This is a genomic window from Lacticaseibacillus paracasei subsp. paracasei (assembly GCF_000829035.1).
Taxonomy (GTDB): Bacteria; Bacillota; Bacilli; order Lactobacillales; family Lactobacillaceae; genus Lacticaseibacillus; species Lacticaseibacillus paracasei.
Map to the genome: position 1 here is coordinate 1769833 of NZ_AP012541.1, position 15233 is coordinate 1785065.

Sequence of the window (15233 nt, forward strand, 5' to 3'; positions counted from 1 at the left end):
AAGAAGGATAGTGCCATGCTTGCCAATACCAATGAGATTTTTGGGCTCTTCGTCAAGTAGAGTTGATAGATCTTTTGTGAAGCATCTAGGCCTTAATTGGTCTAGGTGCTTTTATTATGCTGCTGCCTTGCTGCTCTTAGTTCTGAACCAAACCCGTTGCAGGAATATACGATTGATGAAATTGTTCCAATTCGTATAGCCGTACGCAGTGTTCTTAATCTTCTTGATGATGCCGTTAATACCCTCAAGGAAGCCATTTGAGTACTCATAGCGTAATGCATTGATGACTTGTCTCTTGTACTTCTTTAACGTTTTGATAGACTGATCCATTCGGTTTCCTAATGATCGATAGCTCTCTAGTGCGGCTGCGAGTGCTGACGCATCACGCTTTCTAACCGCTCCTATAATCTCCTGGTAGACTTCATATGCTGCCCGGAACTCCGGGCTCAGGTCTAAGCACTTGGCGACCAGATTTACAGTTGTTTCGTAATAGCCGACGCTGGTGTGATACGTGGGTTTTATTGCTTCAAGTTCGTTGAAGTCCTTAAGAAAGATTTTCCACTCGCGTTTCATGAATCGGTATTCCTTGCTACGCTTAGATAGACCCTTCATTACTTGGATACGGACCATGTTGAGGGCGGTCGACACCATCTGGACGATATGGAACCGATCCACAACTATCTTGGCGTTTGGAAACAAACGTGGAACTAGCTTGATATAGCCGGCGTTCAGGTCTAACGACACGGTCTGCACTTGCTGGCGGACACTGAGTGGAAAGCCTTCAAAGTACTTCGTTATTGCGTATGCCGTCCGGCTCGGTAGAATTGCGCCAATCTGGTGTCGATCGCCATCACCCCAGATGAAGCTCATTTTGTTGGTAGCTTTGAACTCATCAAAAGCCAGATGCTTCGGGAGCCATAGCTTTTGATGGTAGTTATGCTTCGCCGCTTCTTCATCAATAATCCGCTGGACGGTCTTATCAGCCACGTGGAAGCGTCGCGCAATGTCGGTTAATGAACAGTTGCTGAAGGCTTCAAATAGCACCATCTGGCGGACTGGGGTGCTGATGGTGCTACGCGGTCGGACGTAATCAGTCTCACTCTGAAAGACCGACCGGCACAACTCACAACGAAATCTCTGACGGCTAAGCTTCATATAGGTGGGACGGTAGCTGTAACTGGGCATAAGTACGCAGGTACGTTCAAACCCATAACGAACTAGTTTGCTGGCAAAGCCACAGGCAGGGCAATGCTCTGGTTGGAGTTTAAGTTCGGCATAGAAGACAAGGGCTTTAGCGCCCCGAATTTCTTCAATGACAGCGTCTTGCGTAAAGATAATGTTAGGGTCCTTGATTTCTAGAACCATTCGGATAGACTTACCTGTAAGGGACATTACACAAACTCCTATTCTCTATTCTTTGGTCGGGACAGTGAACGAGCAGAAAGTGTAATGTCCTTTTTGCGCGTTCAAATATAGAAATGGTATAGAAAAAGGAGCTGGTAGGCAAGCTGCCTATCAACTCCAAATATCGTAGCGCCGATTTTTGCACATTGCTAGATTAATAAGCGCACACAAAAAGCGACTGACATTGCTCAGCCGCTTTTTGTGTGCCACGATACTCATACCCAAGCACCCTATTACATTTTGGCAGTTAATTTAACGTCAGGATACTTGTCTGCAAACCAGCGTTCAGCGTATTGATTCTCAAATAGGAACAACGGGTCGCCGTGGATATCCTGAACCAATAAGTTCCGGGAACTGCTCATCTTTTCATCCAATTGATCTGGATTGATCCAGCGAGCCGTTCGCGAGCCAATCGGGGTCATAATCACTTCTGAATGATATTCATGCAGCATCCGGAATTGGAAAACTTCAAATTGAAGTTGCCCGACTGCTCCTAGAATATAATCATTCGTGTTATAGGTCTTGTAAAGCTGGACTGCCCCTTCCTGGACAAGCTGCTGCATCCCCTTATGAAATGATTTTTGCTTCATCACATTCTTCGGCGTAACGCGAACAAATAATTCAGGGGTGAACTGCGGTAATTTTTCAAATTGAATCGGTTCCTTGCCTTGATAAATGGTATCGCCAATTTGAAAATTACCGGTATCATACAACCCAACAATATCACCGGCAACCGCAGTTGAAACCGTTTCACGGGTGTCAGCCATAAATTCGGTTGAGTTATTCAGTCGCATCGTTTTGCCGGTTCGATGAAGGATGACATCCATCCCCCGTTCAAATTCACCTGAAACAATTCGGACAAAAGCGATGCGATCGCGATGAGCAGGGTTCATGTTTGCCTGAATCTTAAAGACAAATGCGGAAAGCTCTGGGTTAGTCGGATTCACTTCCCCGCCTTGTTCTGTTTTCTTCGGTCCCGGTTCGGGTGCATATTGAACGAAGCTATTCAAAAATGTCTCAACGCCAAAGTTAGTCAACGCCGACCCGAAGAACACTGGTGTTTGCTCACCAGCCATGATCTTTTTCAAATTAAACTGGTTGCCCGCGTCATTCAATAATTCGATATCATCTAATGTTTGCGTATAAATCGAATCCTGCGTCAATGGTTGACTTGGATCAAGCTGACCTTGGTCATTCAACGGCAAAAATCGATCATCACCTTCACGCCGATAAAGCTCGATTCGCTGATTCACTCGATCGTAGAGACCCTTGAGTCCCTTACCCATACCAATCGGCCAGTTCATCGCATAGCCTTCGATACCCAGCAAGTCTTCAAGTTCAGCAATCAAATCCAATGGTTCGCGACCATCACGATCCAACTTATTCATGAATGTAAAAATCGGGATACCACGTTGTTTGACAACTTTGAACAGTTTCTTGGTCTGAGCTTCAATCCCCTTTGCCGAGTCGATGACCATGACTGCGGCATCAACCGCCATCAAGGTCCGATAGGTATCTTCAGAAAAATCTTCATGCCCAGGGGTGTCCAGAATATTAATGCGTTTGCCCTGATAATTGAATTGCATCACAGAGCTGGTAACCGAAATACCACGTTTCTTTTCGATTTCCATCCAGTCCGATTTCGCAAAATGTCCGGATTTTCGGCCTTTAACTGTTCCAGCCTCGCGGATCACGCCGCCAAACAATAAAAGCTGTTCCGTAATCGTTGTTTTCCCAGCATCTGGATGTGAAATAATCGCAAATGTGCGGCGTTTTGCGACTTCTTTTGCTAGTTCCTGTGGTTTCATCGTGCTTTCCTTCCAAAATTGACAAAATTTGCTAACAACGTTGCCTATTTACACAGACTGCATCGCTAGCTATCGGCCTCGTGGGAGGCTTCTTCTGGTTCTGATGATAGATGAACATGAACATTGACGAGTCGTGACCCTTCAACTTTGCCGGTCGCCAATAACACACCTGGTGCCAGCTGCATTTTTTCGCTGTGATGCGATGAAGGAATGGCACCGAGTTGCGTCAGAACATAACCCGCAATCGTGTCAACATCCGGTGCATCCAAATCAGTTTTAAACAAATCATTGAAGTCCGAAATCGGCATCCGCCCTGAGACAACGAAATCATGGTCCCCTTGTTTCGTGAACAATTTTTCAACCTGATCCGATTCGTCATCAATTTCACCGACGATTTCCTCAAGCAAGTCTTCAATGGTCACGATGCCGACAACGCCACCATATTCATCCAATAAGATCGCCATTTGTTGTTGCTTCACTTGCATTTCAGTCAACAAATCATCGACTGTAATGGTTTCGGGAACAAAAACCGGCGCGGTCATGACCGATTCGATTTTAACATGATCAAAGCCGACGCGGCGTGCTTCCTTTAGCAGATTCTTGATGTGAACAATGCCAACCACGTGATCTTTGTCTTCTTCATAAACCGGAATTCGTGAATAGATATTGTTCAAAATCGCGTCAATCGCCGTGTGATCAGGTTCTTGCGCATCAACCATAAAAGCATCCGTTCGCGGCACCATGACCTCGCGCGCCATCGTATCGGACAACGATATAATTCCCTCAAACATTTGATACTCATCGGGATCAATCGCCCCAGAATTTCGACCACTTTCGATCATGGAAACCATTTCGTCACGGGTCACGGTTTCCCCTTCATGATTGAATTCCATCGGCGTCAGTTTCATTAACAACTTGGTTGAAGCAGAAAGCAGCCAAACAAACGGACGCATCACTTTGGCTAGCCAACTGATCGGGGTCACACTCATTTTAGCAACCCGCTCTGTCATTTGTAACGCTACCTGTTTGGGATATAATTCGCCAAAAACCAACGAAAAATAAGACAAGATCAGCGTGACTAAGATGACCGCTGCCTCATGCGCAAATGACCAGCCGCCAAAAATTGGTGCAACCCGATCTGCCAGCGTTGTTGCGGCCGAAGCAGACGCAAAGAAACCGGCAAAAGTGATCCCGACTTGGATTGTTGCCAGAAAATTACTCGAATCCTTCATGATGGTCACAAGCTTGGCGGCCTTACGATCGCCTTTATCCGCCTGCGCCTTCATACGAGTACGGGAACTTGAAACCACGGCAATCTCCGCCGCGGCAAATCCTGCATTGATTAAGGTCAAAATCACAATGAGGATCAATTGTCCCCATATCTGACCGTCTGGGTCACTGCCCATGCAAAAACACAACCTTTCGTAAAAAAAACGGGGAATCATCCCCGCTTCGTTCGATTATTTCAGTATACCAAGTCTTTATTTATTTTTCAATTGTGGATCGGCTTGATCCTTGATCTGATGAGCTTCTCCAGCATTTTCCTCATCACTGTCAGCATCCTCGTCATGCTTATGTTCCTGATGGAAACGATAAAGCTCGTATAAGTATGTCACAACTGTTTTGATGACAGCATATGTCGGTACAGCTAGAATGGTGCCTAACAATCCCCATAGATTGCCTGCAACCATCAGCAAAATAATGATGGTTAAAGGATGAATGTCCAGTGAGCGGCCGATCACATTCGGATAAATAAAATTACCATCCGTCATCTGGATAATGACGACAACGACAACAACGAGTAGCATCTTTGTCCATCCCTCAGTGGCAGCAATTGCCAAAGCTGGTGCAATACCAATATAGGGTCCCAAATACGGAATAATGGTAACGATCCCCGCAATAAAGCCTAAGAGATACGCATACGGCATGCCAATAATCAGATAACCAATAAAAGTAAAAGTGCCAACGAATAAACATTCAATGGCCTGCCCGCCAATATAGTGAGACAGTGTCGAGTTTAAACGCGTAAAAACAGTTGCAACCTCTTCGTGATACCGATGAGGCAACATCTTTTGAATACTTGGCACAAAGTTTTCACCGTCTTTGAGAAAGTAAAATAGCATCACCGGGATTGTAATGATACTGATCATCATGCTGGCTACTGATCCGATAACCGTTGGCAAGCCGGTGGAAAAACCGCCCAGAACTTTGCTCAACACCTTGCTTGGCGAAATTTGAAGACTGGCAACATATTTGCCAATATTTAGCCGCTGATACCAAGTATAGTGTGACGCCTTACTAATGAATAACCGGACGCCTTTTAAGAAATCCGGAATATTCGTAACAAACTGAGTGACCTGATAGATCAAGTTTGGCAGTACGGCCATGAATACCAGAACCAAGGCACCGATGACCACCAAGAAAATCAATAAAATCGAAATATTGCGACTGATGTGGAACTTCTGCAATAATTTAACAATCGGATTGAAGAGATAGAACAAAAACCCAGCAGATAAAATCGGAATGAGTAGCGTTGAGAAAAAAGTCGCCACAGGTGCAAACAAGAACGAAACCTGTGTCAACCCGATGACCACAAAAATCAAAATCAGAATTTCAACGGACCAAAACATTAATTTTGAATGCCGTAACCTATCAAACATATTCGACCTCCCCAGCAGCATTTTACTAGTGCTATAATAGCAAACAATTTATTAAAACGGAAAGAAGGTTCAACTTTTGGAAGTCAAAACGACAACAACCCTCGATTCACAGATTCATCAAGACAGCGTCCAGATTCGCACCCACGTTTTCGTGGAAGAGCAACATGTGCCACCAGAGCTCGAAGTCGACGCCGATGAAGCAAAGGCGACCTATTTTGTCATTTGCGATGCAGGTGTGCCTGTTGCTACGGCGCGCATTCTGCCTGAGGGCGACGCCTACCACGTTCAGCGTGTTGCAGTCGAAAAAGCCTATCGCAAGCATGGCCTTGGTAAGATGGTGTTTGAAGCAATCATGACTTATGCCCGCGCCCAGCAAATTCAAGCGCTACGCTTAGGTGCGCAAGTTCAGGCGATTGGCTTTTACAAAGCCCTCGGTTTTCAATTGACCGATCGCCCTGAATTTCTTGATGCCGGCATCCGCCACCGTGAAATGATACTCAAGCTGGCTTGACGATCATTCAAATTTATCAGCTTCACTTGATTAAACCATGAGTATGTGAGAAAAATGCGATCCCAACACGAAGATATCGGGATCGCATCAATTCAACAAGCAGGCTAATCCCCTGCTTGTTTTTATTTTTCATGCACCTTACTCATACTCATCCACACCTTTTAACTGATGAGGATCAATATATAGACGATAAGCCACTTGATGAACCGCGCCATCTTGAATCAGATAGCTTTCAAGATAATAAGGATGATCTGTTTGCCCGAGTCTTTCTGGCAAAGGATACCCTGCCTTTTCAATGATTTGCAGACCCTTATTAAAGCTTGTTGCAAGTGGTAATTGTTTCAACAGCACACTTGTAGCTGGCTGCCTGACCTGACCAGCCGTTGCTTCAGGTAGGCGAAACGCTTCATAAGGTTTGGGAACCGCTGCATCAGCCGGTAACAAGCTGCCGATCCAATATAAAAAGGTGTCATATGGCGAAAAGACAACCATCGCCGATCGATTGGGTATCTCGGCTAAATCATCGAGCGTTTTAAACCCAAGTTGCGCCTCAAAGTCTTGCCACGCTGGTTGAAATGTACCAAGCTGATCACTGTTTTCGACGGTATAGGCATGACCCGCAAAAAGTTGAGCAGGTTGTTTTGGAATTTGTTTCATTTTTGCCTCCAAGTTTGACCGGTTGGGCTAGATCCGGTGCGCTAACTGAATGTAACGACGGTACCATAAATCGACATAGGCTTGTGAAAAGGGTCCTTTGCCGTGGTTGATCCAATCGACAAGCACCTTCACATTAGTTTTTAAAATCCGATCAGTGGTTGCAGGATACTGCCAAAGTTTGCGATGGGCCTCGTATTCATCCACATCCAGCAACCGTTTTTCACCATCGGCAAACACCTTGACGTCTAAGTCATAGTCAATATATTTTAAAGCTTCTTGATCCATCGTGTACGGAGTGGCCAGATTGCAGTAATACGACACGCCGCCTTCACGGATCATCGCAATCACATTGAACCAGTAATGCTTATGAAAGAAAATGATCGCCGGTTCCCGCGTCAGCCAACGGCGTCCGTCCGACTCCGTCACCAAGGTGTGATCATTGCACCCGATCAGGGCATCTTCACTGGTTTTCAAGACCATCGTGTCACGCCAGGTGCGATGCAGACTACCGTCATGTTTATAACTTTGAATAGCGAACGAGTCGCCTTCTTTAGGGATCCGCATACAAAACCCGCTTTCTTGGAAATTTCGTTCTTCATTATAGCAGAGCATGGACAGGCGCGCTTAGAAACTAGCAAGCGTGTGAAACAGCCCGATAAAAATCCGGTGTATAAGCCAGCCTCATGTGTGATAGCCAGACTTTGTTCATTTGTGCCTGAGGTTGACTTATTGCAGCAGTGAACGCTTTTCAGCAAGAGTCGGCAGCTTACAAGGGCATGCAAAAGGATAGCTTGATCTTCCAAAAAACCACGATCAACTTTCCGCCAAGTCGTTTAGCACTTCATCAATAGCTTCCACATCAAAGCCTTTACGAAACAAAGTTGTTTTAACTTTTTGTTTGCGCTCCCGATCACCATATTTCGCTTTTAGACGCCATTGTTTGGCTGCCTCCAGCTTAAGCAAGTCGCTTTCTGCCTCAGGATCGGGTTGCGGGTCGATGGTTGCGATAGCTGTTTGGATAGTAGTGTCATCGAATCCCTTTTGCATTAAAGCGACTCTGAGACGTTGCAGTTGGTCTTTATAAGCGCGATGCTGGTGGTGCCGAAGATTCTTCTGACCAGCGCGAACAGCCGCATCTAGCCATGCTGTTGTTGGAATAGCAGCTAACTCATTGGCCAACAAGTCTGGCTTGAGGCCTTTTTGTTGTAGCTTATGTTGCAGCGTTCGCGGCCCAAGTTCACCCATTTTCAGATGCTCTTCAATGTAACGATGCGCATAATCTGCATCATCCAAAAAGCCCAGATCGGTCAGACGCGTCAGCACCTTTTGAATCACATCAGCCGGTAAGTCTTCTTTAGCTAACCGATCACTGACCTCTTTGCTCGTGCGACTTTGGTGGCTAATGTAGGTCAGCCCGATCTCTAGTCCCATCGCGGTGACTTCACTGCTCTTGATTTGGGCAATGGTCTCTGCTGTCAATACCATTCCTTTGGCCAAGCGGTAATCCACCAGCGTGGTTTCACTCACCGGAAATGCGTAAGTCCCGTCAATAAAAATATTATAGCGCCCACGCCTTTTTTGGGCGGTTATCTTTGTAATTTCACTCATGAACCCCTGTCACCTCTCTAATCACGTTGCCATTCTATGTTATACTTTTTATAAATAAATTTGGAGGCTCGTTATGTTTGAAGCCAGTTTCTTTGACCGGCACAGCTTAATTAATTATCAACTATTCCGGGCAATGAAGACCCTACAACAGACGACAATGTCGATCAATACGCTTAGCCGCAATACTGGGCTTTCGTATTCGCAGACTTATACGGCATTTCAGACCGTTTTAGCACAGCTCAACCAAATCTTACCTGACAAAAAGATTGACGAATCAAGCTTCGCAGCAGTTTTGCCTGATGTTTCGATTGATCGTTATCGGTTCTCGCTATTAAAAAACAGTCTACCATTTGAATTTTTCGATGGGGTTTTCAAGAATCCGCATTCGGACTTTCACGCCTTCAAGCAGCACCATCAAACAAGTATTTCAACGTTACGGCGCCGAATTTCGCCGTTTCGAGACTACTTAGCTGACAATGGTGTCACGCTAAATAGTACTACTTGGGCCATTGAAGGCGATGAATTGCATATACGCTTAGCCATGTTCACCTTCTTTACATTAGCCTATCGCGGGGCAGGATGGCCATTTTCAAGTGCAGAAGAGCGGGAACCAAAAGCACTTCTCAAGGTAATCAACCAAACAAAACAGGCTTTCTTGGTGTCACCAATCCAACCAATGTCCAAAGAAGCTTTACTGATTCTCGCCATTCAGATGTTACGAATCAACTGTGGGCACGCCCTTTTACCAAATCGGCGAATGCAGCTGTTGTTTGACGGTGAAACTGAATTGCCAGATTTGATTTTTACGCCAGACTACTTTCCCAATTTATCTGCTTCTGAATTAAAAGCAGAAAAACAGTATTACTATTTTTCGCGTATGTATTTTATGACCGTCACTCGGCAACCACATCAAATTGATTATCAGATCATGACCCATTTTCAAAGTAAAGATAACTTAGTGAATCGATTTGTGCGACATCTGGTCACTTCTTTGAATAACCAATTAAAAGAAACCAAAAGTCAGTTAATTGCCGAAAATCAAGTCATGATAGCCAATCTTTACCGATTAAGTTTCACCGAGTATGTGCTGAATGGTCATTTTAGTCAGAGGCTTGATTTTGCTTCGACATTGCATGACGAAGCACGAACAAGCCAATTGACGGCCAAAATTCGCGACTGTTTGAAACGAATTCCCAAAATGGCGCCTGAGTCAATCTACGCAGACTTTACAAGCCAATTTATTAATGGTCTCTATATATTAGTCAATGATAATTATCCTGAACTCAATCGTGACATGCAAATGGTCGTTAACGTTTTGATTGAACATGATTCTTTCGTCAAACGGGATCTCTTAAACTTTTTAAACGATTTAGGCTTTATTCGCGTTGTGCCTCCAACCGAGGCAATCAATCCTGATTTGATCATTACAACGCTGACAAAGCCAAAACGGGTGATCCCTTGCATGGGCCACCCGTTTGATCCAACTGTTCCCTTGATCACTTGGTCCAAGGAACCCAGCGATCAAGACTATTTTCACCTTTTTCAACGCTTAAAACGCCTACAGCGCGAGCAACGAACAGCAGCCGATACGAATCAGACTCGTCAGTGAATCGGTTTTGCCGTGTAGCCGACAAAGTAGACTAGGGCTTCATACCCGGCAAGTCCCAAAATGACCGCTGCAATTAGAATCGTTTGACTGAAGTTGCGATTAAACCAAAGAAAGACTACCATCGCAAACATCACAACAAAATAGGCATTTTGTAGGCTGCGATTGATTTGAATTTCAAATTGGGCATCCGGACTTTGATAGTCAATCGTGTGGATCGCATTAAACCGACCAACTTTATAAGTAATCTTATCGCCGCGTTGCACCTTTAAGTCTAGCGTCTCGCCAACTCGTATCGTATGCGGCGTGTCATTTTGCCACACCGTTGCTGTCATTTTTCTACTCATCGTATTCGAATAATTGATTTTCACATTAAATCCTCCCGATGATTCATTATACTAAACATTCTTAAGCCTCGTCACCATTTCTCAAAGCAAGGAGCATTTCATGGCAGTCACTGTCAAAATCGGTCAGCGTTTTCCCCTGACCATCAAGCGTCTAGACATTAATGGCGCAGGTATCGGTTATTATCAACGGAAAATTACGTTTGTTACCGGTGCACTACCTCAAGAGGTCGTCGTCGCAGAGGTTACTGGGATTCACGACCGTTATCTTGAGGCCAAAGTTCATAAAATTCGGACGGCGTCACCAAATCGCGTAACCCCGGCAGAACCGCTATTTGGACAAATCGGCGGGGTCGAACTCAATCATCTCGCTTATCCGGCGCAATTGCGATTTAAGCGAGATGTCGTCGCACAATCGCTTGCCAAATTTAAACCGACTGGCTGGACCCATTATGATTTGCGGCCGACGATTGGCATGGCACAACCAACGCACTATCGAAACAAGGCCCAATTTCCTGTTCGGGTCATTGATGGTCACGTACGCGCAGGTCTTTATGCTCCAAACTCACATCATCTCATCCCTTTAACCAAGTTTCTGACCCAAGCACCGCTGACAATGAAAGTCGTGACAACCTTGTGTCAGATTCTCGAACAGCTTCAGATCCCGATCTATAACGAGAAAAAGCGCTCCGGAATTGTCAAAACATTGGTTGTTCGCGAATCATTTGCAACGAAAGAAGTCCAGGTCACGTTCATCACGAACAGTCCAAAATTACCGCACGAAGGCGAATTGCTCAATGGCATCGCCACTCAGCTTCCCATGGTGGTCAGCATCGCCCAGAATATCAATCCTGGCGAAACATCCTTAATTTGGGGCAAAGAAAGTCGCCTGCTGGCAGGTCTCCCTTATATCCAAGAAACACTGTTAGGCCGGACTTTTCAACTCTCACCACAAGCATTTCTCCAACTGAACCCAAAACAAACAGAGACACTTTATACATTGGCCGCAAAAGCACTTGATTTAGGGCCGCACGACACCTTAATTGATGCGTACTGTGGGATCGGAACAGTCGGCATCAGTTTAGCAAAAGGCAATCAACCTATTTACGGAATGGACACCATTGCGGAAGGCATTGCCGATGCCGAGGCAAATGCTAAAGCAAATGGCCTCACCAATGCCCATTATTCAGTGGGCAAGGCTGAAGACATTTTTCCAAAATGGGTTCAGGAAGGCATGAAACCAGACGCGGTCATCGTTGACCCGCCACGAGCTGGACTAGAGCGTGCCTTCATCGACGCCCTCCTTGAACTCGATCCACCCAAATTTGTCTACATTTCCTGCAACCCTTCCACCTTGGCCCGTGATCTCGTTTTCCTCACTAAACGCTACAAAGTCGACTGGATTCAAAGCATCGACATGTTTCCACAAACAGCACGATGCGAAGCAGTGGTAAAATTTACAAGAGCGTGAACAGCTGCGTTTAGGAACCGTAACATAAGCGGCCTCAAGCCGTAACCAGCCAAAGCCCGGCTGGTTACGGCTTGAGGTCCTTATGTGGAGGTTTCTGCGGCTGTGAACGCGTTTCAAAAAGAGCGTGAACAGCCGCGTTTAGAAGCCGAGCCATATACGGCCGTTTAGTTTCAAGGTCTGTATGTGTCAGATTTTGCGACTGTGAACGCGTTTCATCAGGCCACCACTTCACGGCACCCCACCTAAACCAACAATCCCGCAAACTACAGACGAGGTCTTAAAAAATGAAAATTTACTTTGCTAACGCCTTGTTCAGTCATGCTGATTTTAATTACAATGCGCAACTCGCTGCCCAAATTCGCCGCGCCTTACCAGATGTTGACATGTATGTGCCTCAAGAAAATGCCGCGATCAACAACAAAGAGGCATACGCCGATTCGAAAATGATTGCCGAAGCCGACACCAAGCGGCTGCTGTCAGCTGATTTGATGATTGCCATTCTCGATGGCCCCGTGATCGATAACGGGGTCGCTAGTGAAATCGGCGTTGCCTATGCTGCTAAGATTCCTATTTTGGGTCTTTACACGGACAGTCGACGGTTAGGCGCCGCCAATCAACAAAAACTCGGTGCTTTGCAACAAGTTGCAGAAAACCAGTTTCACTATCTCAATCTGTATACCACTGGTTTAATTAAACTTAACGGCGCCATTTTAACTGATGAGGATAGCTTGATCGCCAGTATCAAATCCCGTGCTTAAATCCGATTCTAGTGACATGTAAAAAAGCTTGCTAATATGTTAGCAGGCTTTTTTACATGTCACTATCAGCCGAATTAAGAAAATTAATGCATTTTCTTAAGCATAAAAAATTTGGTTTTACGAAAGTCATAAAAGATTTTCGAAAACGCAAATAATTTTCCAGAACTTAGATACGAATCGTCACGAACAACTAAACTTGGACTTCCGTCTGCAATCCCAAAGAATTTGGCTGGTAAGCCAGAAATCATTTCACACTCAATTACAGAGTCAATGAATCCAACTTTCAGACCAGGCTTTTGATCAATAAAAGCAAATAGGGACCCCTTTAATGCACTATTCGGAATGTTGTCCACAATCGATCTTAAATAATACGAGTGTTCTACTAAGAACGGTTGACCGTCTAGTGTTCGTTGCCGGGTCACCGAAATTAATGTCGTCTCATTCGGCAATTTCTGGCTTTCAGGCAAAAAATCTGCCTGATCTAGCGTAATGACTTGTTGATGAATTGCCGTTGTTTTAACAACTCGTCCCTGTCTCGCCATTTCTTCCGTCAACCCAACGTTATTTTGAAGCGATATGGCCCCCTCAACGTGGTGTGGGCGAGCAAAAGTGCCGCTACCATGTGCCTGATAAATGTAGCCCAAATTGGCAAGATCTTTTAAGGCTTGTCGTAACGTGTAACGAGTGACTTGATATTGACGCATCAATTCCGGCTCAGCAGGTAGTTGACCATCTTCATCTTGAATAGCACCTTGTTGAATCGCCTTGATTAATTGATTCTCGAGTGTTTTAATATCATAGCTACTTTCCCGCTGAGACAATTTATTTCCGCCTTTCAACTTTGCTTCCAAGCTCAGTCATTTCATGTTATTATACCGCCATTTACTGTTCCGGACTAGCTCCACGTCTCCAGTAAAAAAAACGCCCTTCGAAAGGCGTTTTTTTGACTACATGCATTTTCATGCTAGGCGAGATCATCCCCGTTACTACGAATCACTTTTTGAAACCAATCAAAAGAGGCTTTTTTGCTTCGTGCAAGTGTGCCTTTACCTTGATCATCTTTATCAACATAAATCACGCCATAACGTTTTTCCATTTGACCGGTTCCCGCCGAAACCAAATCAATAATGCCCCACGGTGTATAACCCATCAGCTTGACACCATCGACCTCAACCGCAAGTCGCATCTGATTAATATGTTGACGTAAATAATCGATTCGATAGTCGTCTTGAATATGGCCATCCTGATTGATCTTATCAAATGCCCCAAAACCGTTTTCGACAATAAATAAGGGTACCTCATATCGATCACTAAACCAGTTGAGTGCATAACGCAACCCGACTGGATCAATCTCCCAACCCCAGTCTGAACGTTGAAGCGTCGAATTCTTAACCTCTCGATTGTGTCCCATGGTAATAAAGTCTGTAGGTTCATCTTGTGAGGCTTCAGTGACATGGGAAGCATAGTAAGAAAATCCAATATAATCGACTTTCCCAGCTAATAAAACATCACGATCTTCAAGTGTGATGTCCAAGTTAAACGCATGTCGATCAAAATAACGATCCAAAAATGCAGGATACTTGCCCTTTACTTGGACATCTGCCAGATAATAATTAGTCTGCATCGTTCGCTCAGCTTTAAACACATCATTTGGATTCGGTGTTGCGGGATAAACAGGACCCATCGCAACCATACAGCCAATTTGAAAATCGGGGTTAATCCGATGCCCAATTTGGACTGCCAAGGCACTTGCAACGGCCTCATAATGAGCGGCTTGAAACATGACTGCTTCTTTATCTTCATCAGGCTTGATCAGTAGCCCAGAATTGGTGAACAGAGACCATTCATTCATCATGCCAACCTGATTATTGATTTCGTTAAAAGTCATCCAATATTTAACTTTGTCTTTGTACCGATCAAACACAACAGTCGCAAATTTGACGAAGAAATCAATCACCTTACGACTACGCCAACCACCATATTTTTTGACAAGGTGATAAGGCATTTCAAAATGTGACAAGGTAATCACTGGTTCAATCTGATGCGATAAAAGATCATCAAACACGTCATCATAAAATTTCAGCCCTGCTTCGTTCGGCTGTTCTTCATCACCATTCGGGAAAATTCTAGTCCAAGCTATGCTTGTCCGAAAACAGTTCAAGCCTAAATCAGCAAAGAGCTGATCATCTTCATGATAGCGATGATAATAATCAATAGCATCATGATTGGGATAATTCTCGCCTGATTGAACACCGTCTGTAATTCTGCGTTTAGTTTCATTATCGCCTGCGGTCATCACATCAGCAATGCTGACCCCTTTACCGCCTGCTTGCCACCCACCTTCGAATTGATGAGCAGCGACTGCGCCGCCCCACAAGAAACCTTTAGGAAATGCTGTCAAAATAA

At 44.9% G+C, this 15233-nt stretch carries 14 protein-coding genes; 4 read left to right on the forward strand and 10 right to left on the reverse strand.

All coding sequences use genetic code 11. From position 1 onward, the window contains the following. Positions 1-114: 114 nt before the first annotated feature. The 4 genes from LBPC_RS15590 to LBPC_RS08715 all read right to left on the reverse strand — a co-directional run bounded on the left by LBPC_RS15590 (position 115) and on the right by LBPC_RS08715 (position 5872). A complete protein-coding gene (locus LBPC_RS15590; protein ID WP_003660576.1) occupies positions 115-1392 on the reverse strand; it encodes an ISL3 family transposase in 1278 nt (425 codons plus the stop codon). 245 nt (positions 1393-1637) lie between these two features. Then, on the reverse strand, positions 1638-3212 hold the full coding sequence (locus LBPC_RS08705) for a peptide chain release factor 3 (protein WP_003594896.1): 1575 nt from the start codon (positions 3210-3212) through the stop codon (positions 1638-1640). Positions 3213-3277: 65 nt separating this feature from the next. Further along, positions 3278-4618: a hemolysin family protein gene (locus tag LBPC_RS08710; protein WP_003594898.1), complete on the reverse strand. Its 1341-nt coding sequence runs from the start codon at positions 4616-4618 to the stop codon at positions 3278-3280. 75 nt (positions 4619-4693) lie between these two features. Further along, entirely contained in the window at positions 4694-5872 is a 1179-nt protein-coding gene (locus LBPC_RS08715) for an AI-2E family transporter (protein WP_003594900.1), read from the reverse strand. 76 nt (positions 5873-5948) lie between these two features. On the opposite strand from LBPC_RS08715, the gene LBPC_RS08720 reads away from it, so the two are divergent. Next, positions 5949-6383, forward strand: coding sequence for a GNAT family N-acetyltransferase (locus tag LBPC_RS08720; RefSeq protein ID WP_003660574.1), 435 nt, complete (start codon positions 5949-5951; stop codon positions 6381-6383). A 138-nt stretch (positions 6384-6521) separates the two neighbouring features. Here the strand turns inward: LBPC_RS08720 and LBPC_RS08725 are convergent, their stop codons facing one another. From LBPC_RS08725 to recX, 3 genes are all read right to left on the reverse strand, one after another. Continuing rightward, a complete protein-coding gene (locus LBPC_RS08725; protein WP_003594902.1) occupies positions 6522-7040 on the reverse strand; it encodes a hypothetical protein in 519 nt (172 codons plus the stop codon). Between the two features lie 27 nt (positions 7041-7067). After that, the gene (gene ntdP / locus LBPC_RS08730; RefSeq protein ID WP_003594904.1) at positions 7068-7604 is read right to left on the reverse strand and encodes a nucleoside tri-diphosphate phosphatase; all 537 of its coding nucleotides are present in this window, start codon (positions 7602-7604) and stop codon (positions 7068-7070) included. A gap of 249 nt (positions 7605-7853) precedes the next feature. After that, positions 7854-8648, reverse strand: a complete 795-nt coding sequence (gene recX / locus LBPC_RS08735) for a recombination regulator RecX (RefSeq protein ID WP_003594905.1) — start codon at positions 8646-8648, stop codon at positions 7854-7856. Positions 8649-8721: 73 nt separating this feature from the next. On the opposite strand from recX, the gene LBPC_RS08740 reads away from it, so the two are divergent. Further along, entirely contained in the window at positions 8722-10257 is a 1536-nt protein-coding gene (locus LBPC_RS08740) for a helix-turn-helix domain-containing protein (RefSeq protein WP_003594908.1), read from the forward strand. Here LBPC_RS08740 and LBPC_RS08745 read toward each other — a convergent pair. Next, complete coding sequence (locus LBPC_RS08745) at positions 10251-10625, reverse strand: hypothetical protein (protein WP_003566031.1); 375 nt, start codon at positions 10623-10625, stop codon at positions 10251-10253. The two genes, LBPC_RS08740 and LBPC_RS08745, sit on opposite strands and share 7 nt — an antisense overlap. Before the next feature lie 76 nt (positions 10626-10701). On the opposite strand from LBPC_RS08745, the gene rlmD reads away from it, so the two are divergent. Both rlmD and LBPC_RS08755 read left to right on the forward strand, forming a co-directional pair. Then, positions 10702-12069, forward strand: coding sequence for a 23S rRNA (uracil(1939)-C(5))-methyltransferase RlmD (gene rlmD / locus LBPC_RS08750; protein WP_003660571.1), 1368 nt, complete (start codon positions 10702-10704; stop codon positions 12067-12069). A gap of 284 nt (positions 12070-12353) precedes the next feature. Next, positions 12354-12827: a nucleoside 2-deoxyribosyltransferase gene (locus tag LBPC_RS08755; protein WP_003566035.1), complete on the forward strand. Its 474-nt coding sequence runs from the start codon at positions 12354-12356 to the stop codon at positions 12825-12827. A gap of 83 nt (positions 12828-12910) precedes the next feature. Here the strand turns inward: LBPC_RS08755 and LBPC_RS08760 are convergent, their stop codons facing one another. Together LBPC_RS08760 and LBPC_RS08765 are read right to left on the reverse strand one after the other, a co-directional pair. Beyond that, entirely contained in the window at positions 12911-13648 is a 738-nt protein-coding gene (locus LBPC_RS08760; protein ID WP_003566037.1) for a GntR family transcriptional regulator, read from the reverse strand. Positions 13649-13791: 143 nt separating this feature from the next. After that, a complete protein-coding gene (locus tag LBPC_RS08765; protein ID WP_003566039.1) occupies positions 13792-15228 on the reverse strand; it encodes a 6-phospho-beta-glucosidase in 1437 nt (478 codons plus the stop codon). Positions 15229-15233 lie beyond the last annotated feature (5 nt).

What these genes read in the sequence shown, in the direction of transcription:
- LBPC_RS15590 (WP_003660576.1), bottom strand. Translation starts at nt 1,392, where the DNA reads ATGTCCCTTACAGGTAAGTCTATCCGAATGGTTCTAGAAATCAAGGAC.
- LBPC_RS08705 (WP_003594896.1), bottom strand. Translation starts at nt 3,212, where the DNA reads ATGAAACCACAGGAACTAGCAAAAGAAGTCGCAAAACGCCGCACATTT.
- LBPC_RS08710 (WP_003594898.1), bottom strand. Translation starts at nt 4,618, where the DNA reads ATGGGCAGTGACCCAGACGGTCAGATATGGGGACAATTGATCCTCATT.
- LBPC_RS08715 (WP_003594900.1), bottom strand. Translation starts at nt 5,872, where the DNA reads ATGTTTGATAGGTTACGGCATTCAAAATTAATGTTTTGGTCCGTTGAA.
- LBPC_RS08725 (WP_003594902.1), bottom strand. Translation starts at nt 7,040, where the DNA reads ATGAAACAAATTCCAAAACAACCTGCTCAACTTTTTGCGGGTCATGCC.
- ntdP (WP_003594904.1), bottom strand. Translation starts at nt 7,604, where the DNA reads ATGCGGATCCCTAAAGAAGGCGACTCGTTCGCTATTCAAAGTTATAAA.
- recX (WP_003594905.1), bottom strand. Translation starts at nt 8,648, where the DNA reads ATGAGTGAAATTACAAAGATAACCGCCCAAAAAAGGCGTGGGCGCTAT.
- LBPC_RS08740 (WP_003594908.1), top strand. Translation starts at nt 8,722, where the DNA reads ATGTTTGAAGCCAGTTTCTTTGACCGGCACAGCTTAATTAATTATCAA.
- rlmD (WP_003660571.1), top strand. Translation starts at nt 10,702, where the DNA reads ATGGCAGTCACTGTCAAAATCGGTCAGCGTTTTCCCCTGACCATCAAG.
- LBPC_RS08755 (WP_003566035.1), top strand. Translation starts at nt 12,354, where the DNA reads ATGAAAATTTACTTTGCTAACGCCTTGTTCAGTCATGCTGATTTTAAT.